Below are 23793 nucleotides of genomic sequence, written 5' to 3'. Positions count from 1 at the left end.
GGTGGCGGCACAGTGCCCAGGACGACGGACGGAGACGGTACGCCCGTCCCGCAGCGGCTGCTGGCCGCCGCCACCCGGCTCTTCGCCGAGCAGGGCTACGACCGCACGTCCGTGCAGGAGATCGTCGAGGCGGCCGGCGTCACCAAGGGGGCGCTGTACCACTACTTCGGCTCCAAGGACGACCTCCTGCACGAGGTGTACGCGCGTGTGCTGCGCGTCCAGCAGGAGCGCCTGGACGTGCTCGCGAACGCCGACGAGCCGATCGAGAAGCGGCTGCGGGCCGCCGCCGCGGACGTCGTGGTCACCACGATCGAGAACCTCGACGACGCGATGATCTTCTTCCGCTCGATGCACCACCTGAGCCCGGAGAAGAACAAGCAGGTACGCGCCGAGCGGCGGAAGTACCACGAGCGCTTCCGGGCGCTCGTCGAGGAGGGCCAGGAAGCGGGCGTCTTCTCGAAGGCGACCCCGGCCGATCTCGTCGTGGACTACCACTTCGGGTCCGTCCACCACCTGTCGACCTGGTACCGCCCGGACGGCCCGATGGGCCCGCAGGAGGTCGCCGACCACCTGGCCGACCTCCTCCTGCGGGCCCTGCGGCCGTAGAGCGCCTCCTAGAGGTACTTCTTCAGCTCCCGCCGGGCCAGCGAACGCTGGTGCACCTCGTCCGGGCCGTCCGCGATCATCAGGGTGCGGGCGCCGGCGTACAGCTCGGCCAGCGGGAAGTCCTGGCTGACTCCGCCCGCGCCGTGCAGCTGGATGGCCCGGTCGATGATGTCGACGACCGCGCGGGGCGTGGCGATCTTGATGGACTGGATCTCGGCGTGGGCGCCCCGGTTGCCGACCGTGTCCATCAACCAGGCCGTCTTCAGGACCAGCAGCCGCAGCTGCTCGACGGTCACGCGCGCGTCGGCGATCCAGTTGTGGACCACGCCCTGCTGGGCGAGGGCCTTGCCGAAGGCGTTGCGGGAGACCGCGCGGCGGCACATCAGCTCGATCGCCCGCTCGGCCATGCCGATCAGCCGCATGCAGTGGTGGATCCGGCCCGGGCCGAGGCGGGCCTGGGCGATGGCGAAGCCGCCGCCCTCCTCGCCGATCAGGTTCGAGGCCGGTACGCGCGCGTGGTCGAAGACCACCTCGGCGTGGCCGCCGTGGTAGTGGTCCTCGTAGCCGAAGACCTGCATCGCCCGCTTGATCGTGACGCCGGGGGTGTCCCGGGGGACGAGGACCATCGACTGCTGGCGGCGGATGTCCTCGCCGTCCGGGTCGGTCTTGCCCATCACGATGAAGATCTTGCAGTCCGGGTTCATCGCCCCGGAGATGTACCACTTGCGGCCGGTGATGACGTACTCGTCGCCGTCCCGCTCGATGAGCGTGGTGATGTTGGTGGCGTCGGACGAGGCCACGTCGGGCTCGGTCATCGCGAACGCCGAGCGGATCTCACCGGCCAGCAGCGGCTCCAGCCACTGCTTCTTCTGCTGCTCGTCGCCGAACTGGCTCAGCACCTCCATGTTCCCGGTGTCGGGCGCCGCGCAGTTCAGCGCGGTGGGCGCGAGCTGCGGGGAGCGGCCGGTGATCTCGGCGAGCGGGGCGTACTGGAGGTTGGTGAGGCCGGCGCCGTACTCGGCGTCGGGCAGGAAGAGGTTCCACAGGCCCTGGCGACGGGCCTCGGCCTTCAGCTCCTCCACCACGGCGGGGGTGTCCCACGGCGAGGCCAGCAGGGCGCGCTGCTCCTCCGCGACGGCCTCGGCGGGGTAGACGTACTCGTCCATGAAGGCGAGCAGCTTGGCGCGCAGCTCCTCGGTGCGCGCGTCGAACGCGAAGTCCATGCGGATCAGCCTTCCTGGATGCCGTCGTGAAGCGTGGTCAGACCGTGCTGGATGAAGACCGGGACGAGATCGCCGATGCGGTCGAAACCGCGGCCGACCGTCTGGCCCTGGGTGTAGCGGTAGTGGATGCCCTCAAGGATCACGGCGAGCTTGAACCAGGCGAACGCCGTGTACCAGGACACCGCCGAGACGTCCCGCCCGGAGCGCTCGGCGTACCGCGCGACCAGTTCGGCCGGATCCGGGTGGCCCGGGGCCTGGGCGGTCGTGGAGACCGGGGAGTCGGGCATGCCCAGCGGCAGGCTGTACATCACCAGCAGCCCGAGGTCGGTGAGCGGGTCGCCGAGGGTGGACATCTCCCAGTCGAGGATCGCCTTGATGCGGTCGTCGTCGCCCATCAGGACGTTGTCGAGCCGGTAGTCGCCGTGCACGACCGTGGCCGCGGGGGAGTTCGGCAGGCGGCGGCCCAGTGTCGCGTGCAGCTCGTCGATGCCGGCGAGGTCGCGGTTGCGGGAGGCGTCCAGCTGCTTGCCCCAGCGGCGCAGCTGGCGGTCCAGGAAGCCCTCGGGGCGCCCGAAGTCCGCGAGCCCGACCTCCGCCGGATCCACCGCGTGCAGCTCGACGAGGGTGTCGACGAGGGACAGCACGGCATCGCGGGTGCGCTCGGGCCCGAGGGGGGCGAGCTGGTCGGCGGTGCGGTACGGGGTGCCCTCGACGAACTCCATGACGTAGAAGGGCGCTCCGAGCACCTCCTCGTCCTCGCACAGCAGGACGGTGTTCGGCACCGGCACGTCCGTGGGGTGCAGGGCGCTGATGACCCGGTGCTCGCGCTTCATGTCGTGCGCGGTGGCCAGGACATGGCCGAGCGGAGGCCGCCGTATGACCCACTTCGCGGCGCCGTCCGACACCGCGTACGTAAGGTTCGACCGTCCGCCCTCGATCAGCCGGCCGGTCAGGGGGCCCTGCACCAGACCTGGCCGCTCGCGGTCGAGGAGACCGCGCAGCCGGTCGAGATCGAGGCCTGGCGGATGGTCGGGGCTCATCAGGGCTCCTTACGCGTGCGTGAACGGGTCCCGACCATCATGCCGACTGGTCGGTATGTAGTCCAGAGGGGAGGGGGAACGTGATCGGGCCCACGATAGGCCGACAGCTCCCCGCGCGGTGCGGCGGGGAGCTGTCGGGGGCGCTTCTCGGTGCGTCTCGGTGCTTCTTGGGGTTGTTCGGTCGGGTCAGTGGTCGTCCCAGTGGCCCTCGTGGGCGGCGTGCCGGTGGCCATCGTGGAGGTAGTCGACATGGTCGCCGTGCAGGACGCTCTCGTGTCCGCAGTCCTGACCGTGCCGGTGGTCGTGCCCCTCGTGCGAGACATGCCCACCGGGCTCGCACTCGTCCCAGTGCCCCTCGTGCTCGCGGTGCAGATGCCCGTCGTGCGCGTAGTCGACGTGACCCTCGTGCGCCACCTCGGTGTGTCCGCAGTCCGAGCCGTGTGTGTGCGCGTGGGAGGCGTGTTCGTGGTGGAGGGCGGTCATGGTGCTCACCTTCGAAGCGACGGGCGATGACGTCGGACAGGGTGCCATGGGTGGGGTGCATATCGGACGATTCTGGGCGTGTGGCGTGTGGCGTGTGGCGCGGGCGCGGGGCACGGGGGTGTCCCCGGTGCCGGACCCGTTGTACGAACCCCGGATCAGAACACCAGCGCCGCCCCGCAGACCGCCATCGCCACCGCGCACAGAACGGCTGTCGTGGCGGTTCGCGGGGTGAGGGTCGGTGGGGTGTCTGACGAGGTCAGGGTGTGGATGCGGCGGTGGGCGAGGTACAGGAGGCCGAGCCACAGCGTGCAGCACAGGGCGCAGGCGATGAGGGCGGCGGGGGACGGGCCGCCGTGCAGGGCGGTCTTCACGGCGAGCTCGGCGGAGACGGTGCCCGAGAGGGTCGTACGGCGCCAGGCGAGCCGGGTGCGTTCGGGCTGGAGCCCCGGGTCGCGCTCCACGGCGATGCCCCCGGCGGCCTCGCTCACCCCTCCCACCCGACGAGCACGACGACGACCATGGCCACGGCCACCACGGCGACCACCAGGCTCAGCAGCGCCGGGAACCGCGACACCGGCAGGTCCTCGCCCCGGCGCATCGCCCGCTCGCACCGCACCCAGTGGTTGACCGCCCGCAACGAGCACAGCACGCCGGCCGCGAGCAGCGCGAGCGCCAGTCCGACCCGCCAGCCCCAGCGCAGATCCGGCAGGAACTGATCCACGGCGAAACCGCCGCCGATCAGCGCGAGCGCGGTGCGCAGCCAGGCCAGAAAGGTGCGTTCATTGGCCAGTGAGAACCGGTAGTCGGGGGTGCGGCCCTCCTGCCGAACCCCCTCGGGGGCGAACCAGACGCGGACGTTCCGTGCGAAATCGATCACGCGCACGAGCCTATCGGCCGGGTAGTGGAATGACGTGGTCCGGGCCCTCGCTCACCCCGTCGACCGGTACGCCTTGAGCCGCTCGTAGGCCGCCAGTCCGTCCGGTACCCACTCCCAGTCCCGCAGACGCAGTTCCACCTCGTCCTCCGGCAGGAAGTCGTGCCAGGCGACCTCCTCGACCTGGGGGCTCACGGGGAGTTCGCAGCGGACCTCGTAGACCGCGGACCACCAGGTACGGCCGGTGCCGTCGTCGTACAGGAACTTGAAGAGGAACTCCGGGCGGGGCAGCCCGCTCACGCCGAGTTCCTCCTCGGCCTCGCGCAGGGCCGCGTCGTCGTAGGACTCGCCCGCGCCGACCACTCCGCCGACGAACATGTCGTAGAGGGACGGGAAGACCAGCTTGGTGGGGGTGCGGCGGTGCACGAAGAGGCGGCCCTCGGCGTCCCTGGCCTGGATGAAGACACAGCGGTGACGCAGGCCCTCGGCATAGGCCGCGCCGCGTGGGGACTGGGCTACGACGTTGTCGTACTCGTCGACGATGTCGAGGATCTCGTCAGCAGCGCTCATGTCCCCCATCCAAGCAGGGGGCGGCAGCGGGGCGGGGGCGGGGCGGGGGCGGACATACACGCCGGGGGCGGCAGCCGGGTAGAAGCACGTATCCATGCGGGGCCCCCTGCCACGTCGAGGCGCGCACCCGTGCAAGTCCGCCCCGTGCCGGGTCCTGTAGCCGCGCGCGTGGCTCGTAGCCAAGGGGCATCGCCCGCTCCTGCCCGGCCTGCCCCTATGACAGGTCCCGCACCTATGACAGGTCCCGCACCTATGCCGGGTCCGCATGTCGAAACCCGCAGTCACACACGGGCCCACAGCCACGTCGGGGCGCGCACCCGTGCCGATTCCCTCGCCCGTACGGGGTCGTACAGCCGCGCACGGGTCGGTTGCCAGATGTACCGCTCACCTTTGCCGGGTCCCCCGCCTCGTGCCGGGCCCGGCAACCGCCGCGAACGGGTCCGCAGCCAAGTAGACGCCCGCCTCCGCGCAGGGACCCACCTCGCACGGGGCCCCCGTCCACACAACGACCCGCGTCCCCGCCGGCGCGTGCCTCAGCTCGGCTGGAGGTTACGCGTAGGTTCCGACTGGGTGGCTCCGTCGGGCATCGCGGGGTGCATCCCCAGGAGCACGATGCCCGCGACGACCGCCGCGAGCCCCAGCGCCTCCCAGGTCAGCGCGGCGGTGTCGGTGTGCAGTCGGTCGCCGAGGAAGCCCACCCCGCACACGATCCCGGCGAGCGGCTGGGCCGCCGTCAGCGCGGGCAGCGACATCCGCAGCGGCGCGGTCTCGAACGCGCTCTGCACCAGGACGAGCCCCGTGACACCGAGGGCCAGCACGGCGTACGGCTGCCAGCCGGTCAGCAGCTCCGCGAGGCCGCCCTCGGAGAAGCGCTGGCCGCTGACCCGGGTGAGGGCGTCCTGGACGCCGTAGAGGAGTCCGGCCGCCAGGGCCAGCAGGACCGGACCCCAGCTGAGGCGGGAGCGCTTGGCGTAGGTCGTGAGCAGCAGGGCGAGGCCGATCATGACGCCGATGATCAGCCAGTGGCGGAAGGGGTCGGTCACCGCCGTTCCGCCGCGCGGCTCGCCCGCCACGATGAACGCGGTCACCCCGCCCGCCAGCAGCACGAGCCCGGCCCAGCCCTGACGGCCCAGCGGCTGCTTCGTCTGCTTGCGGGAGAGGGCCAGGGCGAAGAGGAGGTTCGTGGCGAGCAGGGGTTCGACCAGGGAGACCTCGCCCTGGCCCAGCGCGATCGCGCCGAGGACCATGCCGGCGATCATCAGACCGATGCCGCCGAGCCAGCGGGGCACCTTCATCAGGTCGAGGAGCAGCCGCGGGGACAGGAAGTCGCTCAGCGGGGCCTGACGGGCCGCGTTCTGCTGCAGCACGAAGCCGAAGCCCAGGCAACAGGCAGCACTCACGGCGAGAATCAGAACCAGAACCGACACGCTGCGTACCTCGATCGTCCGGCCGGGCGGCGGGGTGGTAGTCGCCGACTTTAGCGTCCCAGTGTCCGGCTTGCCCCTGGGAGTACCCGGATTCGGGCCGTCGACTCGGCCACCGAACCATTCTCGGCGGCGGGTGTCCCGTCATGGTGCGGTGCGGGGGAGGAGGGCGCCATGGCGTACGCCACAGCGGCGGCCCTCGACCCGGTCCCACCAGCACCACATCGTCACAACTTGCTCTCAGGTATGGAGAGTTGACGCGTGTAATGTGCCTTCGGCCCTTGACGCAAACCATTGGCGGAGGGTTGGCTGTGCGTGATCAGTCGATGGCGGTGCGAATCGTCCCCCCGACCTGCCCACATCGCCTGTCAGCCTGCCCGCATTCCGCCCAGGCACCCCCTTCCGCCCCACCCGTCGCCTTCACTCCCCGGCCCACCGCATCCCCTGGAACACAGGCGCCCCACCAGATGCCTGAGCTTGCCCCACCCGCACCCGCACCCGCTCCACGCACCCCCCGCCACGCCCCACCTTCCGTGAGGAAGACCCACACGGTGTCCCCGCCCCCACCCCCCTTCGGCCGCAGTCGGAAACGCGCCTCCCAGGCCTTCGACGCGGCCCTCGACGACGCCGAACTCATCGACGCTCGCGCCGCGTTGGCGCAGGGCAGATGGCAGGCGGCCCGGGCGCTGCTCACCCGGACGGGTGACGACTGGGACCGGCGGGGCCACCGGGTCACGGTGCTCGCGGCCGAGCCGTACAGCGACGCCTGGGCCAGGGACTGGCTGGTGGCCGAGCCGGACTCCGCCGACGCCGCCGTACTGCTCGCCCTCGCCCTGGTCCAGCGCGTCCGGCGGGGCAAGGGAAAGCCCGCCGCGGCCCGCGAGGCCTGCCGGACCGCGGCCCGCCTGGCGCCCGCCGACCCCACCCCCTGGCTCGGCCTGCTCCTGCTGGAGCGCGACCTCGGGGCGGCGGACGAGGTCGCCGACGTCTTCGGCGAGATCCGGCAGCGGTACGCCGACCACCACCACGCCCACCATCTGATGGTCGCCCGGCTCGCCGAGCGCCGTGCCGAGACGGGCCCCGACCCGCTGCACGAGGTCTACGACTTCGCCAACTGGGCCGCCGAGCAGGCCCCCGCCGACTCACCGCTCGCGATCCTGCCGGTCATCGCGCACGCCGAGCGCTACCGCGCCCTGGCCGCCGCGGGCCACGAGCCGCACGACCCCGCCGCCTCCGCCCACTGGACCGGACGCCGGGCCCGGCAGGTGATGAAGGCGGCCTTCGACTGGTGGCTGGAATGGGAGCACGAGGGACACCCCCGCCGCCTGGTCGACCTCAACTTCCTCGCCCACGCGAAGGTCTGCGAGGGCCGCAGCGCCGAGGCCGCCGCCCTCTTCCACCGCATCGGCGAACGCCCCACCCCGGCCCCCTGGTCCTATCCGGACCGGGAGCCGTACTCCGCCTTCCGTGCCGCCCGCGACAGCGCGCTCGGCACGGTGTGACACCCCCGAACCCCAGAAGGACGGTCCCATGGCCACCGAGAGTTCCAGCAAGAGCAGACCAGGCATCAGCACGTTCAAGGGGCAGGACCGCGCTCTGCGGGCCGGTCGCCTCGGCACCGGGGGCCTGCTGCTCTCTGTCCTCGCGGCGACCGCGCCCCTCATGGTCGTCGCGGGTGTCATGCCCACTACATTCGCGGTGATGGGGATCGTCGGCCAGCCCCTTCTCTACGTCGTCCTCGGCGTGGTCCTCGTCCTGTTCAGCGTCGGCTACGCCGAGATGAGCCGGCACGTCCACAACGCGGGCGCCTTCTACGCCTACATCTCCCGCGGTCTCGGCGGCACGGCCGGGGCGAGCGCGGCCCTCGTCGCCCTGGTCGCCTACAACGCGCTCCAGGTCGGCATCTACGGCATCTTCGGCTTCGAGGTCTCCGGGCTGTTCGCCACCTACACCGACCTGTCCGTGGCCTGGTGGATACCCGCGCTGGTGGCAGCGCTGGTCGTCGGCGCGCTCGGCTGGCTCAAGATCGACGTCAACGCGCGCGTGCTCGGCGTCCTGCTGATCGTCGAGGTCGCCCTGGTCGTGATCTTCGACATCGCCGCCGTCGCCGACCCCGCCGCCCAGGGCCTGTCGCTGCACGCCTTCAACCCGGACACCCTCAGCGGCGCCGGCGTCGGCACCGCCCTGTGCTTCTGCATCGCCGCCTTCCTCGGCTTCGAGCAGGCGCCCGTGTACGCCGAGGAGACCAGCCGCCCGCACATCCTGGTGCCGCGCGTGATGTTCCTGGCCGTCGGCGGCGTCGCCGTGTTCTTCGCGCTCAGCAGCTGGGCCCTCACCGTGGCCACCGGACCCTCGGCGATCGTCGCCGAGTCCCAGAAGCAGAGCGCAGGACTGCTCTTCGGGCTCACCGAGTCCCGCCTCGGCGGCACCTTCACGGACATCCTGCACGTCCTGTTCGTGACCGGCATGTTCGCGGCCATGCTCAGCTTCCACAACGTCGTCGCCCGCTACGCCTTCGCCATGGGCCGCGAGGGCCTGCTGCCCGCCGCCTTCGGCCGCACCAACAGCGCGAGCGGCGCGCCCGGCACCGGCTCGCTGCTCCAGACCGCCGTGTCCGTGGTGGTCGTGGCCGTCTTCGCGGTCGCCGACGACAAGCCCACCGGCGACCCGACGGTGCCGGTCCTGCACCTGTTCACCTGGTTCGGCAACATCGGCGCCCTCGGCGTGATCCTGCTGATGGCGGCTGCTTCCGCCTCCGTGATCGTCTTCTTCGTCCGGCGCGGCGCGGCCGGCGCCCAGGCCTGGCGGCTGGTCACCTCGGCGCTCGCGGGGATCGCCCTGCTGGTGATCGCCGTCTACACCGTGAAGGACTTCGACGTCCTGGTCGGCGCGGGCCCGGGCTCCTCGCTGAGCTGGGTGCTGCCCGGCATCATCGGGCTGGCCCTGCTGGTGGGCGTGGCCCAGGGACTGCTCCTGCGGGCCCGCAGGCCCGAGGCGCACGCCCGGATCGGGCTCGGCAACGAGGCGTTCCAGCTGGAGAAGGCGGCGGAAGAGGCGTCGTAGCCCTCCGCACCCTCCGCACAGCCCGCACGCTCCGCGCAACCCGCACCCTCCGCACCACCCTCCCCGCACCGGATGCTCACTGAGATCCGGGTGAGAAGTGGTTACGGAAGTCTGACGAGCACCCGCGATTCCTGGTCCCGCAGGCCTCGCGGGTGTTCGAATGAGTACGTGAACTCCGAACAGCCCGAGGAGCAGCCCGGTACGCCGATCGGCCGCCGTGTCCTCCTCGGCACCCTCGGCCTGGGCGCCCTCGGCGTGGTCGCCGCGCCCACCCTGCAACGCGGCCTGGAGGCCTTCCTCGGCAGTGCCGCCGACAAGGACCCCACGGGTCTGACGGGCCTGCTCCCCAACGGCGGCGGCTTCCGCTACTACTCGGTGACGTCGTCGGTGCCGCACAAGAACACCGAGAACTACCAGCTCAGGATCGACGGCCTGGTCTCGCGCCCGCGGACGTACACCCTGACCGACCTGCGGGCGCTGCCCCAGACCCGGCTGGTCAAGGACGTGCAGTGCGTGACGGGCTGGCGGGTCCCGGACACGCCCTTCGAAGGCGTACGGCTGTCCGCGCTGCTGGACGCCGCCGGAGTGAGCGCCAAGGCGGGCGCCGTCCGCTTCAGCTGCTTCGACGGGGCGTACACGGAGAGCCTCACCCTCGACCAGGCCCGCCGCCCCGACGTCCTGGTCGCCCTGCGCATGCAGGACAAGGACATCGGCCACACCCACGGCGGCCCGGTCCGCCTCTATGTGGCGCCGATGTACTTCTACAAGTCGGCCAAGTGGCTGTCCGGCATCACCGTCACCGAGGACGTGGAGCCGGGTTACTGGGAGGACCGGGGCTACGACGTGGACGCCTGGGTGGGCCGATCGAACGGGCGGGACGATGACCCTACGAGTTGACGCACCACCGAAGGCACATGTGCGGCGGTTCGGTCGCAGCCAGAAGTGGGTCCACCGCGCGACCGCCGCACTGATGGGCGTGTGCGTGGTGACGGCGGCCTTCCTGTACATCCCCCAGTTCGCCGAACTCGTCGGCCGCCGTGAGCTGGTGGTCCGGGTCCACGAGTGGGCGGGCCTGGCGTTGCCGCTCCCGGTCCTCCTGGGCCTGGCCTCCCGCGCCCTCCGCGCCGACCTGGGCTTCCTGAACCGCTTCGGCCCGCACGACCGGGTCTGGCTGCGGGCCGCGTTGCACCGCGACAAACGCAGGTCGTCCCGTCCCGCGGGCAAGTTCAACGCGGGCCAGAAGGTCTACGCCGCCTGGATCGCGGGCGCGAGCCTGGTCATGCTCGGCACCGGCCTGCTGATGTGGTTCACGCACCTCACCCCGATCCAGTGGCGCACCAGCGCGACCTTCGTCCACGACTGGCTGGCCCTCACCGTCGGCATCGTGCTCGCGGGCCACATCGGGATGGCCCTCGGCGACCCGGAGGCGAGGCGGGGACTGAGGACCGGGGAAGTGAGCCGGGAGTGGGCGGAACGCGAACACCCCCTGTGGCGGCCGTAGCCGACAGGGGGCGCCGCCGCAGCCGTACCGCTAGATGATCAGCGAGAGCAGCAGCACCAGGCCGCCTCCGACCACCGAGATGATCGTCTCCATGATCGACCAGGTCTTGACGGTCTGGCCGACGGACAGGCCGAAGTACTCCTTGACCAGCCAGAACCCGGCGTCGTTGACATGGCTGAAGAAGAGCGAGCCGGCGCCGATGGCGAGAACGAGCAGTGCCGTGTGCGTCGTCGACATGTCGGCGGCGAGCGGGGCGACCAGGCCGGCCGCGGAGACCGTGGCCACCGTCGCCGAGCCCGTCGCCAGGCGTATCGCGACCGCGATCAGCCAGGCGAGGAGCAGGGCCGGGATGGACCAGTCCTTGGAGATCTCCAGGATCATCCGGCCCACACCGGAGTCGATCAGGGTCTGCTTGAAGCCGCCGCCCGCGCCGACGATCAGCAGGATGCCGGCGATGGGCGCGAGGCCCTTCTCGACGAGCGGGGTGAGGCGCTCCCTGCCGAACCCGGCGGGGCGGAGCAGCGTGAAGATGCCGACGAGCACCGAGACCAGCAGGGCGATCAGCGGGGAGCCGACGACGTCGAAGACGCGCTGCACGGTGGTCTCGGGGTCGTCGATCACGATGTCGACCAGCGCCTTGGACAGCATCAGGACGACCGGGAGAAGGATCGTGGCCAGGGTGGCACCGAAGCCCGGGCGATTCTCCAGTTCCTCCGAGGCACGCTGGGGAACCATCCGGTCGGGCGCGGGGACGTCCACCCAGCGGGCCGCGACCTTCGAGAACAGCGGCCCTGCGACGATCACCGTCGGGATGGCGACCAGCACACCGAGCGCCAGCGTCACACCCAGGTTGGCGTGGACCGCGTCGATCGCGACCAGCGGCCCCGGGTGCGGCGGCACCAGACCGTGCATCACGGACAGGCCGGCGAGGGCCGGGATGCCGATGCGCATCAGGGAGTAGTTGCCGCGCTTGGCGACCATCAGCACGACCGGGATCAGCAGCACGACGCCGACCTCGAAGAACAGCGGCAGACCGATCACGGACGCGATCAGGACCATCGCCCACGGCATCGAACGGCCGCCCGCCTTCGCGAGGATCGTGTCGACGATCTGGTCGGCCCCGCCCGAGTCGGCGAGCATCTTGCCGAGGATCGCGCCGAGAGCGATCAGTACGCCGACGCCGGCGACCGTGGCGCCGAGCCCGGTGGTGAAGCTGGTGATGGTCTTGTCGAGCGGCGCTCCGGCGACCGCGCCGAGCACGAGCGTGCCCAGGGTCAGCGACAGGAAGGCGTGGAGCTTGAACCTGGTGATGAGCAGCACGATGACGGCGATGCCCACCAGGACGGCGATGCCCAGCTGAGCGTGACCGGCCGAGGTGATCGGCTCGGGTGCGTCCGCTGCCAGCATCTCGACGCTGAGTCTGGTCACGGGGGTTCCCTTGCAGGTACGGAGGTATGGAGGTACGGAGGTACGGGGACGTTCTTCGGAAGGAAAGGGGGGTGTTGAAGAGGGGTGTTACGGGAGTTCGGCGAGCGCCTTCGCGGCCCGCCCGGTGATCTCCTCCGGGCTGCCGGAGACGTCCACCACGAACCCGGCCTCGTCCTCCTGGAGGGGCTGGAGCGTGGCGAACTGCGAGTCCAGCAGTGTGGTGGGCATGAAGTGCCCCTCCCGGTGCGACATCCGGCCCTCGATGACGGAGCGGTCGCCTGCCAGGTGCACGAAGACGACCCCGGGCGCCTCGGCCCGCAGCCGGTCGCGGTAGGACCGCTTCAGTGCCGAGCAGCTGACCACCCCGCCGAGCCCCGCCCGCCCGTGCGCCCAGGAGCCGATGGCGTCCAGCCACGGCCACCGGTCGTCGTCGGTGAGGGGGGTGCCGGCCGACATCTTGGCGATGTTGGCCGGCGGGTGGAAGTCGTCGCCCTCGGCGTACGGCACGCCGAGCCTGGCGGCGAGCAGGGGACCGATGGTGGTCTTCCCGGTGCCCGCGACGCCCATGACCACGACAACCTTCGGGGTACTCATCACTGCCTCACTGTCCGCTGTCTTCGTCGACACCTTTGATGCGTTGATGCGAGCAACTGAAACCGATTAGGTAGGACTAATTCAAGACCCTGTGACGATTAAGTCTGACTTTTTTGTGGTGTGACGTGCCCCGTACTCTGTGTGCATGAGCACATTGGGCCGGGGGCTGCACGGACGCGTACTGGACGCCCTCGGACCCGCGATCACCGCGGGCGAGTACCCGCCGGGCAGCGTTCTGCGCACCGACGAGCTCGCGCAGCGTTTCGACGTCTCACGCTCGGTGATGCGCGAGGCGGTCCGGGTCCTGGAGTCCATGCACCTGGTCGAGTCCCGCCGCCGCGTGGGCGTGACGGTGCGTCCGAAGGCCGAGTGGAACGTGTACGACCCCCAGGTCATCCGTTGGCGGCTGGCCGGCGCCGACCGTCCGCACCAGCTGCGCTCACTGACCGTGCTGCGCTCGGCGATCGAGCCGGTGGCGGCGGCCCTCGCCGCGAAGCACGCGACCGCCGAGCAGTGCGCCGAACTCACCGAGTGCGCGCTGGGTATGGTCGCCAACTCCAAGGGCCACCGGCTGGAGGGCTACCTCTTCCACGACATCGCCTTCCACCGGGTGATCCTGAACGCCTCCGGCAACGAGATGTTCGCCCGCCTCGGTGACGTGGTCGCCGAGGTCCTCACCGGCCGCACCCGCCACGAGGTCATGTTCGAGGACCCCGACCCCGCCGCCGTCACCCTCCATGTCCGGCTCGCCGAGGCGATCCGGGCGGGGGACGCGGGCCACGCGGAGGCACTGACCCGCGAGATCGCGGAGGGCGCCCTCCAGGAGCTGGACATCCTCGCGCCGTAGGTCAGTCGAGGAACTCCCCGTCGACGTACACCCAGGCTCCGTCGACGCGCTCGAAACGGCTGCGCTCGTGCAGCGAACCACCCTTGAACGAGGCGCGGAAGGTCACGGTGCCGGTGCTGTGGAAGGCGGAGCCGTCGGTCGTCGCGAGGATCTCCAGGCCGGTCCAGCGCATGCCCGCGTCGAGGTCCAGTACGGCGGGCCGGGTCCGCGGGTGCCAGGTGCGCAGCAGGTAGTCCCGCTCCCGCTTCACGAAGGCGCTGTAGCGCGACCGCATGAGCGCCTCGGCGGTGGGAGCCGCCGCCTCGCCGCGATGGAAGCGGCCGCAGCAGTCGTCGTACGCCTCCTTGAGGCCGCAAGGACAGTGAGGCCGTTGCCGGGAGACACGTCGGGTCACGGCTGCACCTTGCCCGTGTCGGCGGGCGGATACGTCGGCCGTGCCGGGATCGGCGTCGGCAACGGCGGCAGCGCCACCCCCTGGATCCACGCGTCGAACAGCCCGTTCAGCGACTCCTCCGCGAACCGGTTCACATGGGCGGTGAACGTCGAGGTGGTCACGGCCCCGCCCCGGTGCAGCCCCGCCCAGCCGCGCAGCATCCGGAAGAACGCCTCGTCGCCCATCGCGCAGCGCACCGCGTGCACGGTGAGTCCGCCCCGCTCGTAGACCCGGTCGTCGAACATCGACTTGCGGCCGGGGTCGGCCAGCCGCAGGTCCTGGGGGAGCGAGGACAGCAACCGGTGTGCCTCGGCGGCCAGTTGCTGGGCCGTACGGCCCCCCGAGCGCTCCGACCACAGCCACTCGGCGTACTTGGCGAACCCCTCGTTGAGCCAGATGTGCCGCCAGTCCGCGATGGACACGCTGTTGCCGAACCACTGGTGCGCCAGCTCGTGCGCGACCAGTCGCTCCCAACCCCGGGCGCCGTCCACGTGGTTGGCACCGAACAGCGACAACCCCTGGGCCTCCACGGGAACATCGAGCTCCTCCTCCGTGACGACGACGGCGTATTCGTCGAACGGATACGGCCCGAACAGCTCCTGGAACAGCTCCATCATCTGCGGCTGCCGCGCGAAGTCCCTGGAGAACTCCGGCAGCAGATGCGCCGGGATGTGCCCGTGCTGCGGCACCCCGCCCGGACCCGGGTCGCCGAGCAGCACCGTCTGGTACTTGCCGATCGACAGCCCGACGAGATAGCTGGAGGTGGGCGCGGCCTGCTCGTACACCCAGGTCGTCGTGGACGCCTTCGCCGTCCGGGTGAGCAGCCGGCCGCCCGCCACGACCGCGTAGGCGGAGGGCGTGGTGATCGAGATCTGGTACGACGCCTTGTCCGCGGGCCGGTCGTTGCACGGATACCAGGACGGCGCCCCGATCGGCTGGCTCGCCACCAGCGCCCCGTCCTCCAGCTCCTCCCAGCCGAGCCCGCCCCAAGGGCTGTGGACCGGCTTGGGGTTGCCCGACCAGTGCACCTCGACCGTGAACGCGGCCCCGGACCGCACCGCCTTCGCGGGCCGCACCCGCAGCTTCCCGCCCCGGTGCGTGTAGTGCGCCGGGCGGCCGTCCACCCGCACCCGCCCGATCTTGAAGTCGGAGAGGTTGAGCATGAACTCCGGGAGCGGCGAGCGCCCCGCTATGGCGTTGATCCGGGCGCTCCCGGCCAGCCGGTTCGGGGCGGGCCGGTAGTCCAGCGCGAGCTCGTAGCGGTGCACCCGGTACCGGGCGTCACCGTGGTCCGGGAAGTACGGGTCCGGACCCGCCGCCTGCTGAACTGCCACTGCCGCTTCTGCTCCCTGCGCTGCGTTGCCGCTCGGATCCGCCGGTACACCGCTCACCGACTCCGAGTGGCCCGCGTTCAGGGCCGCCATGCCTCGATCGGGTTGCCGAGCCAGCGGGTGTCGTCCGGGACGGACTCCGCGGCCATGACGAGCGACGCGGGGCCCAGGGTGGTGCGGGCCCCGATCGTGCTGCCGGGCAGCACGATCCCGCCAGGGCCCAGCGTGGCACCCTCACGGAGGACCACAGTATCCGTCCGCAAGATCCGGTCGTGGAAGAGGTGGGTCTGCAGCACACAGCCGCGGTTCACGGTCGCCCCGTCCTCCAGCGTCACCAGGTCGGTCTCCGGCAGCCAGTAGCTCTCCACCCAGACGCCCCTGCCGATCTGCGCGCCGAGCCCCCTGAGCCACGCCGTGAGCACCGGCGTACCGGGCACGGAACCCGCGAGCCACGGCACCGCCAGCACCTCGACGAAGGTGTCCGCGAGCTCGTTGCGCCACACGAAGCCGCTCCACAGCGGGTGCTCCCCCCTGCGGTGCCGCCCCACGAGCAGCCACTTCGCGACCATCGACACCAGCCCCGCCACCGCACCGGCAGCGAGCAGCACCACCCCGGCGAGCAGCCAGGCCCACGGCCCCAGCACGCACAGCGCGGCGATCGTCAGCACGGCGAGCCCGGCCGAGCAGAACACCGGCACGATCCGGCACAGCTCCACCAGACCGCGCGCCCACAGCAGCCCCGCCGACGGCTCGTACGTCCGGCTCTGGTCGCTGCCGGCCGCGCTGCGCGGCAGCTTCACCGGCGGCAGCCCCAGGTACGACGTGCCCTTCTTCGCCTTCTTCGGCGTCGCCGACAGCACCCCGACAAGACCGCCGTCCGGCACACTCCGCCCCGGCGCGGTCATCCCCGAGTTCCCCAGGAACGCCCGCCGCCCGATCTCCGCGCGCCCGATCCTGACCCAGCCGCCCCCCAGCTCGTACGGCGCGGTCAGTGTGTCGTCGGCCAGGAACGCGCCCTCGCCGACCGTCGTCAGGCTCGGCAGCGCCAGCACGGTCGACACCTCGGCGCCCCGCCCGATCCGCATCCCGAGCAGCCGCAGCCACACCGGTGTGACCAGCCCGGCGTACAGCGGGAACAGCGTCTCGCGCGAGCGGTCCATCAGCTGCGTCACGGTCCACGCCTGCCATCCGACCCGGCTGTGCGTCGGATACGTCCCCTCGCGCAGCCCCAGGCTCAGCAGCCGTACGGAGATCAGGAGCAGCAGCGCGAAGGCCGAACCGAAGGCCAGCGTCGCCGGGACGAGGGCGAGGAAAGCACCCTGGAGAGGAGCGTCGCCGGCGAGGAAGGGACGCGCGACCAGGAAGGCGGCCCCGCCCGCGAGCACGGGGAGCAGGGTCAGCGCGAATCCGGTGAGGCCGTACATCACACGCCAGTACGTGCCCCGAGCCGGCCGTTCCTTCGGCCAGTTGCGCTTGGCCTTGCCGAGCTTGACCGCGGGCGCGCCCGCCCAGCGCTGACCGGTCGGGATCTGCCCGGTGACCGCCGAGCCCGGCGCCACCTCGGCCCGCTTGCCGACCCGGGCGCCCGGGAAGAGGATGCTGCGCGTGCCGACGACGGCGTGCGCACCCACCTTGACCTGGCCGATCTCCAGCCGGTCGCCGTCCAGCCACCAGCCGGACAGGTCCACCTCGGACTCCACGGCCGCGCCCCGGCCCAGCTTGAGCATGCCGGTGACCGGCGGCAGCGAGTGCAGGTCCACGTCGGGGCCGACCTTGGCGCCCAGCGCCCGCGCGTACCGCTCCAGCCAGGAGCCGGTCAGCGAGGTCGCCCCGGTGAACTCCGCGAGCCGCTCGGCGGTCCACAGCCGCAGGTGGACACTGCCGCCGCGCGGGTAGCGGCCGGGCTGGACGCCGCGCAGCAGCAGCCGGGCCCCGCCCGCGGCGAGCACGAGCCGCCCGGGCGGGCTGAAGAGTGCGAGGCCACCGGCGCCGATCAGCCACCAGGAGGCGGTCGGCAGCCAGCCGTAGGCAGGCAGGAGGTTCCCGACGGCGACCAACGGGACCAGCCAGCGCAGCCCCATCAGCGTGAACAGGGGGAGCAGAAGCAGGAGTTGGATCACCTGGGCGCTGAGCGGCACCGGCGCTATCTCCCGCGCGACCCCGTCGTCCTGCGAGGACTCCTCCAGGTGCCGGGCCAACTTCCGCAAGGTCGGCTGCTGGTAGATGTCGAGCACGGCCGCGCTCGGGTAGCGGGTGCGCAGCCGGGTGGTCAACTGGGCGGCGGCCAGGCTGGAGCCGCCGATCGCGAAGAAGTCGTCGCGGGCACGGGAGACCGGGACGCCGAGGACTTCCGTCCACTGCTCGGCGAGCCAGGCCTCGGTGCCGTACAACTCCTCCGCGGGACCGCCGGTTTCCAGCCCCTCCAGCGGCCACGGCAGCGCGTTGCGGTCCACCTTGCCGGAGGTCCTGGTCGGCAGGTCGGCGACGGGAGCGATCAACGGCACGAGCGCGGCGGGCAGTTCGGCCCGCAGCTTCTTCACGGCCGCCGCCTGGTCCCAGCCGTCCTGCGTGACGACGTACCCGACCAGGAGCTGGTTGCCGCTGCGGGCCGTGCGCACGGCGGCGGCCGCTCCCGCGACCCCCGGCAGCGCCTGGAGAGCGGCGTCGACCTCACCGAGCTCGATCCGCCGGCCGCCGAGCTTGATCTGCTCGTCGGCCCGCCCGAGGAAGACCAGCCCCTCGGCCTCCGCCTTCACCAGGTCACCGCTGCGATACGCCCGATCCCAGCCCAGCGACTTCAGCGGCGCGTACTTCTCCGCGTCCTTGTCGGCGTCCAGGTACCGGGCGAGACCGACCCCGCCGATCACCAGCTGACCGCTCGCGCCCATCGGCACGGGCTCCCCGGCCTCGTCCACGACGGCCAGCTCCCAGCCGTCCAGCGGCAGCCCGATCCGGATCGGCTCGGCGTCGCTCATGAGCGACGCACAGGCCACGACGGTCGCCTCGGTGGGCCCGTAGGTGTTCCACACCTCGCGCCCCTCCGTCACCAGCCGCTGCGCCAGCTCGGGCGGACAGGCCTCCCCGCCGAAGATCAGCAGTCGTACCTCGTCGAGGGTCTCGGGCTCCCACAGCGCGGCGAGCGTGGGCACCGTGGAGACCACGGTGATCTCCTGCTCGACCAGCCAGGGCCCGAGATCGGCCCCGCTCCTGACCTGGGAACGCGGCACCGGCACCAGACAGGCCCCGTACCGCCACGCCAGCCACATCTCCTCGCAGGACGCGTCGAAGGCGACCGACAGCCCCGCCATGACCCTGTCCCCGGGACCGATGGGGTCGTCGGTGAGGAACAGCGCGGCCTCGGCGTCCACGAAGGCCGCCGCACTGCGGTGCGAGACGGCGACGCCCTTGGGCCTGCCGGTGGAGCCGGAGGTGAAGATGACCCACGCGTCGTGCCCGACGCCGGGCCGGGCGGCGGGGTGGTCGGCGCGGCTGTTGACGGTCAGTTCGTGCCCGGCGCCGACCACGGCCCGGACCTCCGCCTCCCCGAACACCAGCTCGGCCCGCTCGTCGGGGTCCTCGGCGTCGACGGGGACGTAGGCGGCACCGGCTGCGAGTACGGCGAGGATCGCGACGTAGAGGTCATTGGTGCCGGACGGCACCCGGACGCCCACCCGGTCGCCGAGCCCCACGCCGGCCCCGGCGAGCCGCCGCCGCAGCCGCTCCACCTCGGAGGCCAGGGCGCGGTAGGTGAGCCGGGTCGTGCCGTCGTCCAGCGCGAGCTCGTCGGGGTGGGACCGTACGGTGGCGTCGAAGACGTCGACGAGCGTGCGCGGGGAGGCGGCGGGGCCTCCGGAGAAACGGGCGGTGTCGCCGAACTGTTCGCGGATCTCCGCGCCGAGCTCCTCGTTGAGCAGGCCGAGAGCGCTGCTCTCTTCTATGGCTGCCATCGGTCCTCGCGTCTCGATCCCGGAGCCCCGGGTCGCTGGCGGGCCGCAGGTCTGCCTGGGGTTGTCCGGCTCCAGCTCGTAACAAGCCGGAAATTTTAGTACGACGCTAGGTTCGCACCCCCGAAACTGCCACCAGGGAAAGCTGTTCGAGGGGCGCGGCGGCTCGACCGCGCGCCTGTGACCTGGTGATCTTCACACCGAGCGAGAGATGCCTCACATACAGCGAACATGGGGCCGTATACGACGAATCCCCCCGACCGCTGAGCGGTCGGGGGGATTCGGCTGGTGTCCGAGGGGGGACTTGAACCCCCACGCCCGATAAAGGGCACTAGCACCTCAAGCTAGCGCGTCTGCCATTCCGCCACCCGGACAAGGTGTCTGTCGCGCGGGGCTCCCCTCGCGGCGACGAAGGAAACATTACCAGGCTTTCGAAGGGCTCCGATCACCCCCCGTCTCCGTCTCCGGCCCCGCGTGAACGGCGTGTGACGGGCCGGGTCCGGTCTTGGGGCCGAGCGGGTCGCGGGGAGAGGATGAGGGCAACCACCAGCAGTGACAGCGGGAGGAACAGCGTGAGCGACACGGACACGGCCAGGGGCGTCACCGGCGAGGACGAGGTCGTGGACCTCTGCCGCGAGCTGATCCAGTTCGACACCAGCAACTACGGCGACCACTCCGGTCCCGGCGAGCGCAAGGCGGCCGAGTGGGTCGCGGGAAAGCTCGCCGAGGTGGGGCTCGACCCGCAGATCTACGAGTCGCACCCGGGCCGCGCCTCCACGGTGGCCCGGATCACGGGCGAGGACCCGTCCCGGCCCGCCCTGCTGATCCACGGCCACCTCGACGTCGTACCGGCCAACGCGGCGGACTGGACCCACCACCCGTTCTCCGGCGAGGTCGCGAACGGGTGCGTGTGGGGCCGGGGCGCGGTCGACATGAAGGACATGGACGCGATGACCCTGGCGGTCGTCCGTGACCGGCTGCGCAGCGGGCGCAGGCCGCCCCGGGACATCGTCCTGGCGTTCCTCGCCGACGAGGAGGCCGGCGGCACCTTCGGCGCCCGGCACCTCGTGGACCACCACCCCGACCTCTTCGAGGGGGTGACCGAGGCGATCAGCGAGGTGGGCGGCTTCTCCTTCACCGTGAACGAGCAGCGCCGGCTCTACCTGATCCAGACGGCCGAGAAGGGCATGCACTGGATGAAGCTGACCGTGGCGGGCACCGCCGGGCACGGCTCGATGATCCACCGGGACAACGCCATCACCGAACTGTCGGAGGCGGTCGCGCGGCTCGGCCGGCACAAGTTCCCCGTGCGGGTCACCAAGACCACCCGGGCCTTCCTCGACGAACTCGGGGACGCGCTGGGCACCGAGCTGGACCCGGAGGACATGGAGGGCACGCTCGCCCGGCTCGGCGGCATCGCCAAGCTCATCGGCGCGACCCTGAGCAACACCGCCAACCCCACGCAGCTCGGCGCCGGCTACAAGGTCAACGTCATCCCGGGCGAGGCCACCGCGCACGTCGACGGGCGGTTCCTGCCCGGCTTCGAGGAGGAGTTCCTCGCCGACCTCGACAAGATCCTCGGTCCCAAGGTCCGGCGCGAGGACGTGCACTCCGACAAGGCCGTCGAGACGACCTTCGACGGCGCGCTCGTGGACGCCATGCAGTCCGCGCTGGTCGCCGAGGACCCGGCCGCCAAGGCGATCCCCTACATGCTCTCCGGTGGCACCGACGCCAAGTCGTTCGACGAGCTCGGCATCCGCGGCTTCGGCTTCGCGCCGCTCAAGCTGCCCCCGGAGCTGGACTTCGCCGGGATGTTCCACGGGGTCGACGAGCGGGTGCCGGTGGACGGGCTGAAGTTCGGTGTGCGGGTTCTCGACCGGTTCATCGACGCGAGCTGACGCGATGTTGACGCGAGCCGAATCATGTTGACGTGAGCTTGCTCGTGTTGACGCGAGCTGAATCATGTTGACGCGATGATTCGGCCGCGCGTGCGAAATCGGCCGGGAAGGGTGAATGCGCTCATAAGCTCGTATCCCCATTACTCCCTCCTCGTTACAGGTGATGCGATCCGCTGATTGGGACCGCATTGCCAACAAGGAGGAATAATGATCAAGAAGATCGTCGCCGCTGCTGCTGCCACTGGTGGTCTGGTTCTCGCGGGTGCGGGCCTCGCCGTCGCCGATGCGGGTGCGCAGGGTGCCGCTGTGGGTTCCCCGGGCGTGCTGTCCGGCAACGTCGTGCAGGTTCCGGTTCACGTCCCGGTGAACGTCTGCGGCAACACGGTCTCCGTGATCGGCCTGCTGAACCCCGCCTTCGGCAACACCTGCATCAACAAGTGACGTTGTGCCTCGCCCTTAGTTAACAGGGATGAGCTTGTCGGCCCCGGAGTGCAAGCCATGCGCTCCGGGGCCGACCGGTCATTTCGAAAAGGAAAGAAAACCGCGAGGCAGCGGTATTTCGAGACAAGGTCGAAAGCAGGGAATCGGTACATGCGACAAGTCACCCGCAAGGGCTTGATGACAGTGGCGGCGGCGACCGGCGTGATCGCCGCCGCCGGAGGCGCCGCCCACGCGGACGCGGGCGCGAGTGGATCAAGCGCCAACTCTCCCGGCGTACTCTCCGGCAACACGGTGTCGGCGCCGGTGCACGCGCCGGTGAACGCCTGCGGCAACACCGTGAACGTCGTCGGGCTCCTCAACCCCGCGATGGGCAACAAGTGCGCCAACAAGGGCGGCAGCGGGGTGCCCGGCGGGTACGGCGGCCCGGGCGGCTCCGTGGGACACGGCGGCGCAGGTCACGGGGGGCACGGGCCCGGCGGACACGGTGGCTCCGGGGGGCCGGGCGGGTCCGGGGGCTCCGGTGGCTCCCACGCGGGCGGTCACACCGGTGGCTCGCCCGGCGTGGGCTCGGGCAACCACGTCGAGGCGCCGATCGACGTTCCCGTGAACGTCTGCGGCAACAGCGTCGATGTCATCGGCATCGGCAACCCCGCCATGGGCAACGACTGCGGCGGCTACGGCTACGGCTACGGCGGCGGCCATGGCGGCGGGCAGCACACCCCGCCCGGATCGCCGGAACAGCCCGGCATCCCGGGACAGCCCGGCCACCCGGGTCACCCCGGCAACCCGACGGAGCCCGGCCACCCCGGATCCCCGGCCACCCCGGCCGGGGCGCACGCCGGGACGCCGGGCGGCGGAAACCACCCCGGAACCCAGACGGTCACCCAGCCCCTGGGCAGCGCGCAGCTCGCCCGGACCGGCAGCGACCTCCCGATCGGGCTGGTCCTCCCGGTCGGCGCCGGGGCACTCCTGGCGGGCGCGGTCCTCTACCGCAGGGCACGGGCCTCGGCCTAGGACATACCGCGTGAAACGGAGCGGGCCCCGCCGCGGCGGGGCCCGCTCCGTTCGTCCCGTCTCACCACGTGGCACGCACCTGGCGGATGATCCGCCGGCGCAACCGCACCCTGCGGCTGCCGTCGCGCATGAGACTCAGTCGGTCCAACTCCCAGTGTCCGTACTCTGCATGGTCCGTCAGCAGACGTGTGGCGTCCTTGCGGGAGACCCCCCGCGGTACGTACACGTCGACAAATTCGTATTCCGGCATCGCATCTATTGTGCGGGCCGGGGCCCGCTACGGATAGCGTCTGCACTATGTCTGATGCTGTGCAGCCCACCGCTGCCGAGGTACGTGCCGCCGCCGAGGCGGTCAAGACCGCGCTCGACCGCCACCTGGCCGCGGTCGAACGGAGGTCGGGGGAGGACGACCCGGCTGTCTACGAGGCCTTCAACGAACTGGCCGCGGCCGCCGAGGTGTACGACGAGCTGCTCTACGACCGTTACGACGAGGTCACCCCGTTCGAGATCCCGGGCGCGGAGGACGCCCCGCCGTACACGGGCCCCGAGGAGCCGAACGCGCTGAGCGTGCTGATCCGCCGCGACTACGCCGTGGCGGAGCCGCAGCGGCTGCTGGCGCAGGCCCAGCGGGTCGAGGCGGCCGACGAGGGTCTCGGCACGGAGGCCTCCGGCACGGTGCACGGCGCGCTGGAAGTGCTGTTCGGCGAGTTCGAGCCCGACGAGATCGCCAGCCGGCACAAGGAGTTCGGCCTCGCGGAGGGCGACTCCACGCTGTGGGTGATCGCGGCGGACGAACCGGCCGAGCCGGGGGAGTGGCTGGAGACGCCCTTCGAGCAGGTCGACGTCGAGCGGGTGGTGTGCCGGTTCGATGTCAGCGCGGTGTTCGACGACGATCTCGACGACGACCCGGACGAGCCCGACCTCGAGGGCCCCGACCTCGAGGACGAGGACCTGGAACCGTTGGACGTGGATCGCCGCTGAGGCACATGAGGGCGGGGGCCCCCCGGGGACGAATCCCGGGCGGCCCCCCTCTAGGAGTCGTCCGCGGGCGCCGGGGCGAAGTGGTGCGAGGAGAAAGG

Annotated in this window: 23 protein-coding genes and 1 tRNA gene; 10 read left to right on the top strand and 14 right to left on the bottom strand. The window is 71.4% G+C overall.

What is annotated here, in order from left to right; genetic code table 11:
- The first annotated feature begins 12 nt into the window (after positions 1–12).
- Positions 13–606 (top strand): TetR/AcrR family transcriptional regulator, encoded by a 594-nt coding sequence (locus tag ACFVYN_RS21515; protein WP_069761261.1) that lies wholly within the window; start codon positions 13–15, stop codon positions 604–606.
- Between the two features lie 8 nt (positions 607–614).
- On the opposite strand, the gene ACFVYN_RS21510 is transcribed toward ACFVYN_RS21515, so the two are convergent.
- From ACFVYN_RS21510 to ACFVYN_RS21480, 7 genes are all read right to left on the bottom strand, one after another.
- On the bottom strand, positions 615–1829 hold the full coding sequence (locus ACFVYN_RS21510) for an acyl-CoA dehydrogenase (protein ID WP_390000892.1): 1215 nt from the start codon (positions 1827–1829) through the stop codon (positions 615–617).
- A gap of 5 nt (positions 1830–1834) precedes the next feature.
- A complete protein-coding gene (locus tag ACFVYN_RS21505) occupies positions 1835–2869 on the bottom strand; it encodes a phosphotransferase family protein (RefSeq protein ID WP_390000891.1) in 1035 nt (344 codons plus the stop codon).
- A gap of 186 nt (positions 2870–3055) precedes the next feature.
- On the bottom strand, positions 3056–3352 hold the full coding sequence (locus tag ACFVYN_RS21500; protein ID WP_390000889.1) for a hypothetical protein: 297 nt from the start codon (positions 3350–3352) through the stop codon (positions 3056–3058).
- A gap of 155 nt (positions 3353–3507) precedes the next feature.
- Positions 3508–3840 (bottom strand): DUF202 domain-containing protein, encoded by a 333-nt coding sequence (locus ACFVYN_RS21495; protein ID WP_390000888.1) that lies wholly within the window; start codon positions 3838–3840, stop codon positions 3508–3510.
- Positions 3837–4229 carry a YidH family protein gene (locus ACFVYN_RS21490; RefSeq protein ID WP_390000886.1) on the bottom strand — a complete coding sequence of 131 codons (393 nt, stop codon included), beginning with the start codon at positions 4227–4229 and terminating at the stop codon, positions 3837–3839. Before ACFVYN_RS21490 ends, ACFVYN_RS21495 begins: the two co-directional genes overlap by 4 nt.
- A gap of 51 nt (positions 4230–4280) precedes the next feature.
- Entirely contained in the window at positions 4281–4796 is a 516-nt protein-coding gene (locus tag ACFVYN_RS21485) for an NUDIX hydrolase (protein ID WP_390000884.1), read from the bottom strand.
- 533 nt (positions 4797–5329) lie between these two features.
- Complete coding sequence (locus tag ACFVYN_RS21480; protein ID WP_390000882.1) at positions 5330–6223, bottom strand: DMT family transporter; 894 nt, start codon at positions 6221–6223, stop codon at positions 5330–5332.
- Between the two features lie 548 nt (positions 6224–6771).
- Between ACFVYN_RS21480 and ACFVYN_RS21475 the strand changes: the two genes are divergently transcribed.
- The 4 genes from ACFVYN_RS21475 (at position 6772) to ACFVYN_RS21460 (ending at position 10784) form a co-directional block, all read left to right on the top strand.
- Positions 6772–7722, top strand: coding sequence for a hypothetical protein (locus tag ACFVYN_RS21475; protein ID WP_390000880.1), 951 nt, complete (start codon positions 6772–6774; stop codon positions 7720–7722).
- Between the two features lie 28 nt (positions 7723–7750).
- On the top strand, positions 7751–9283 hold the full coding sequence (locus tag ACFVYN_RS21470) for an APC family permease (RefSeq protein WP_390000878.1): 1533 nt from the start codon (positions 7751–7753) through the stop codon (positions 9281–9283).
- Positions 9284–9451: 168 nt separating this feature from the next.
- Positions 9452–10180: a molybdopterin-dependent oxidoreductase gene (locus ACFVYN_RS21465; RefSeq protein WP_390000876.1), complete on the top strand. Its 729-nt coding sequence runs from the start codon at positions 9452–9454 to the stop codon at positions 10178–10180.
- Positions 10164–10784: a cytochrome b/b6 domain-containing protein gene (locus ACFVYN_RS21460; protein ID WP_390000874.1), complete on the top strand. Its 621-nt coding sequence runs from the start codon at positions 10164–10166 to the stop codon at positions 10782–10784. The genes ACFVYN_RS21465 and ACFVYN_RS21460 overlap by 17 nt, the downstream gene beginning before the upstream one ends.
- Positions 10785–10814: 30 nt before the next feature.
- Here ACFVYN_RS21460 and ACFVYN_RS21455 read toward each other — a convergent pair whose 3' ends face one another.
- Both ACFVYN_RS21455 and ACFVYN_RS21450 read right to left on the bottom strand, forming a co-directional pair.
- On the bottom strand, positions 10815–12212 hold the full coding sequence (locus tag ACFVYN_RS21455; protein ID WP_390000872.1) for a GntP family permease: 1398 nt from the start codon (positions 12210–12212) through the stop codon (positions 10815–10817).
- Between the two features lie 87 nt (positions 12213–12299).
- Positions 12300–12806, bottom strand: a complete 507-nt coding sequence (locus tag ACFVYN_RS21450) for a gluconokinase (protein WP_390000870.1) — start codon at positions 12804–12806, stop codon at positions 12300–12302.
- A gap of 145 nt (positions 12807–12951) precedes the next feature.
- Here ACFVYN_RS21450 and ACFVYN_RS21445 point away from each other — a divergent pair, with 145 nt between their 5' ends.
- A complete protein-coding gene (locus ACFVYN_RS21445) occupies positions 12952–13653 on the top strand; it encodes a FadR/GntR family transcriptional regulator (protein WP_390000868.1) in 702 nt (233 codons plus the stop codon).
- Position 13654: 1 nt separating this feature from the next.
- Here ACFVYN_RS21445 and ACFVYN_RS21440 read toward each other — a convergent pair whose 3' ends face one another.
- From ACFVYN_RS21440 to ACFVYN_RS21425, 4 genes are all read right to left on the bottom strand, one after another.
- On the bottom strand, positions 13655–14047 hold the full coding sequence (locus tag ACFVYN_RS21440) for a YchJ family protein (RefSeq protein ID WP_390000866.1): 393 nt from the start codon (positions 14045–14047) through the stop codon (positions 13655–13657).
- On the bottom strand, positions 14044–15420 hold the full coding sequence (locus ACFVYN_RS21435; RefSeq protein WP_390000865.1) for a M1 family metallopeptidase: 1377 nt from the start codon (positions 15418–15420) through the stop codon (positions 14044–14046). Before ACFVYN_RS21435 ends, ACFVYN_RS21440 begins: the two co-directional genes overlap by 4 nt.
- Positions 15421–15497: 77 nt before the next feature.
- Entirely contained in the window at positions 15498–19364 is a 3867-nt protein-coding gene (locus ACFVYN_RS21430; protein ID WP_390000863.1) for a Pls/PosA family non-ribosomal peptide synthetase, read from the bottom strand.
- 283 nt (positions 19365–19647) lie between these two features.
- Positions 19648–19735, bottom strand: a tRNA-Leu gene (locus ACFVYN_RS21425).
- Between the two features lie 198 nt (positions 19736–19933).
- Here ACFVYN_RS21425 and ACFVYN_RS21420 point away from each other — a divergent pair.
- From ACFVYN_RS21420 to ACFVYN_RS21410, 3 genes are all read left to right on the top strand, one after another.
- On the top strand, positions 19934–21259 hold the full coding sequence (locus ACFVYN_RS21420; protein ID WP_390000861.1) for a M20/M25/M40 family metallo-hydrolase: 1326 nt from the start codon (positions 19934–19936) through the stop codon (positions 21257–21259).
- A 207-nt stretch (positions 21260–21466) separates the two neighbouring features.
- Positions 21467–21700 carry a chaplin ChpH gene (chpH, locus tag ACFVYN_RS21415; RefSeq protein ID WP_020117753.1) on the top strand — a complete coding sequence of 78 codons (234 nt, stop codon included), beginning with the start codon at positions 21467–21469 and terminating at the stop codon, positions 21698–21700.
- A 150-nt stretch (positions 21701–21850) separates the two neighbouring features.
- A complete protein-coding gene (locus tag ACFVYN_RS21410) occupies positions 21851–22714 on the top strand; it encodes a chaplin family protein (RefSeq protein ID WP_390000859.1) in 864 nt (287 codons plus the stop codon).
- Positions 22715–22775: 61 nt separating this feature from the next.
- On the opposite strand, the gene ACFVYN_RS21405 is transcribed toward ACFVYN_RS21410, so the two are convergent.
- Positions 22776–22964, bottom strand: a complete 189-nt coding sequence (locus tag ACFVYN_RS21405) for a DUF5703 family protein (RefSeq protein ID WP_007380901.1) — start codon at positions 22962–22964, stop codon at positions 22776–22778.
- A gap of 47 nt (positions 22965–23011) precedes the next feature.
- Here ACFVYN_RS21405 and ACFVYN_RS21400 point away from each other — a divergent pair, with 47 nt between their 5' ends.
- Positions 23012–23695, top strand: coding sequence for a hypothetical protein (locus tag ACFVYN_RS21400; RefSeq protein WP_390000857.1), 684 nt, complete (start codon positions 23012–23014; stop codon positions 23693–23695).
- Positions 23696–23793: the final 98 nt, after the last annotated feature.

It is taken from the genome of Streptomyces sp. NPDC058307 (assembly GCF_042880295.1).
GTDB lineage: Bacteria > Actinomycetota > Actinomycetes > Streptomycetales > Streptomycetaceae > Streptomyces.
The sequence above is the reverse complement of the archived record's forward strand: the minus strand, read 5'-3'. Positions and strand labels throughout refer to the sequence as shown.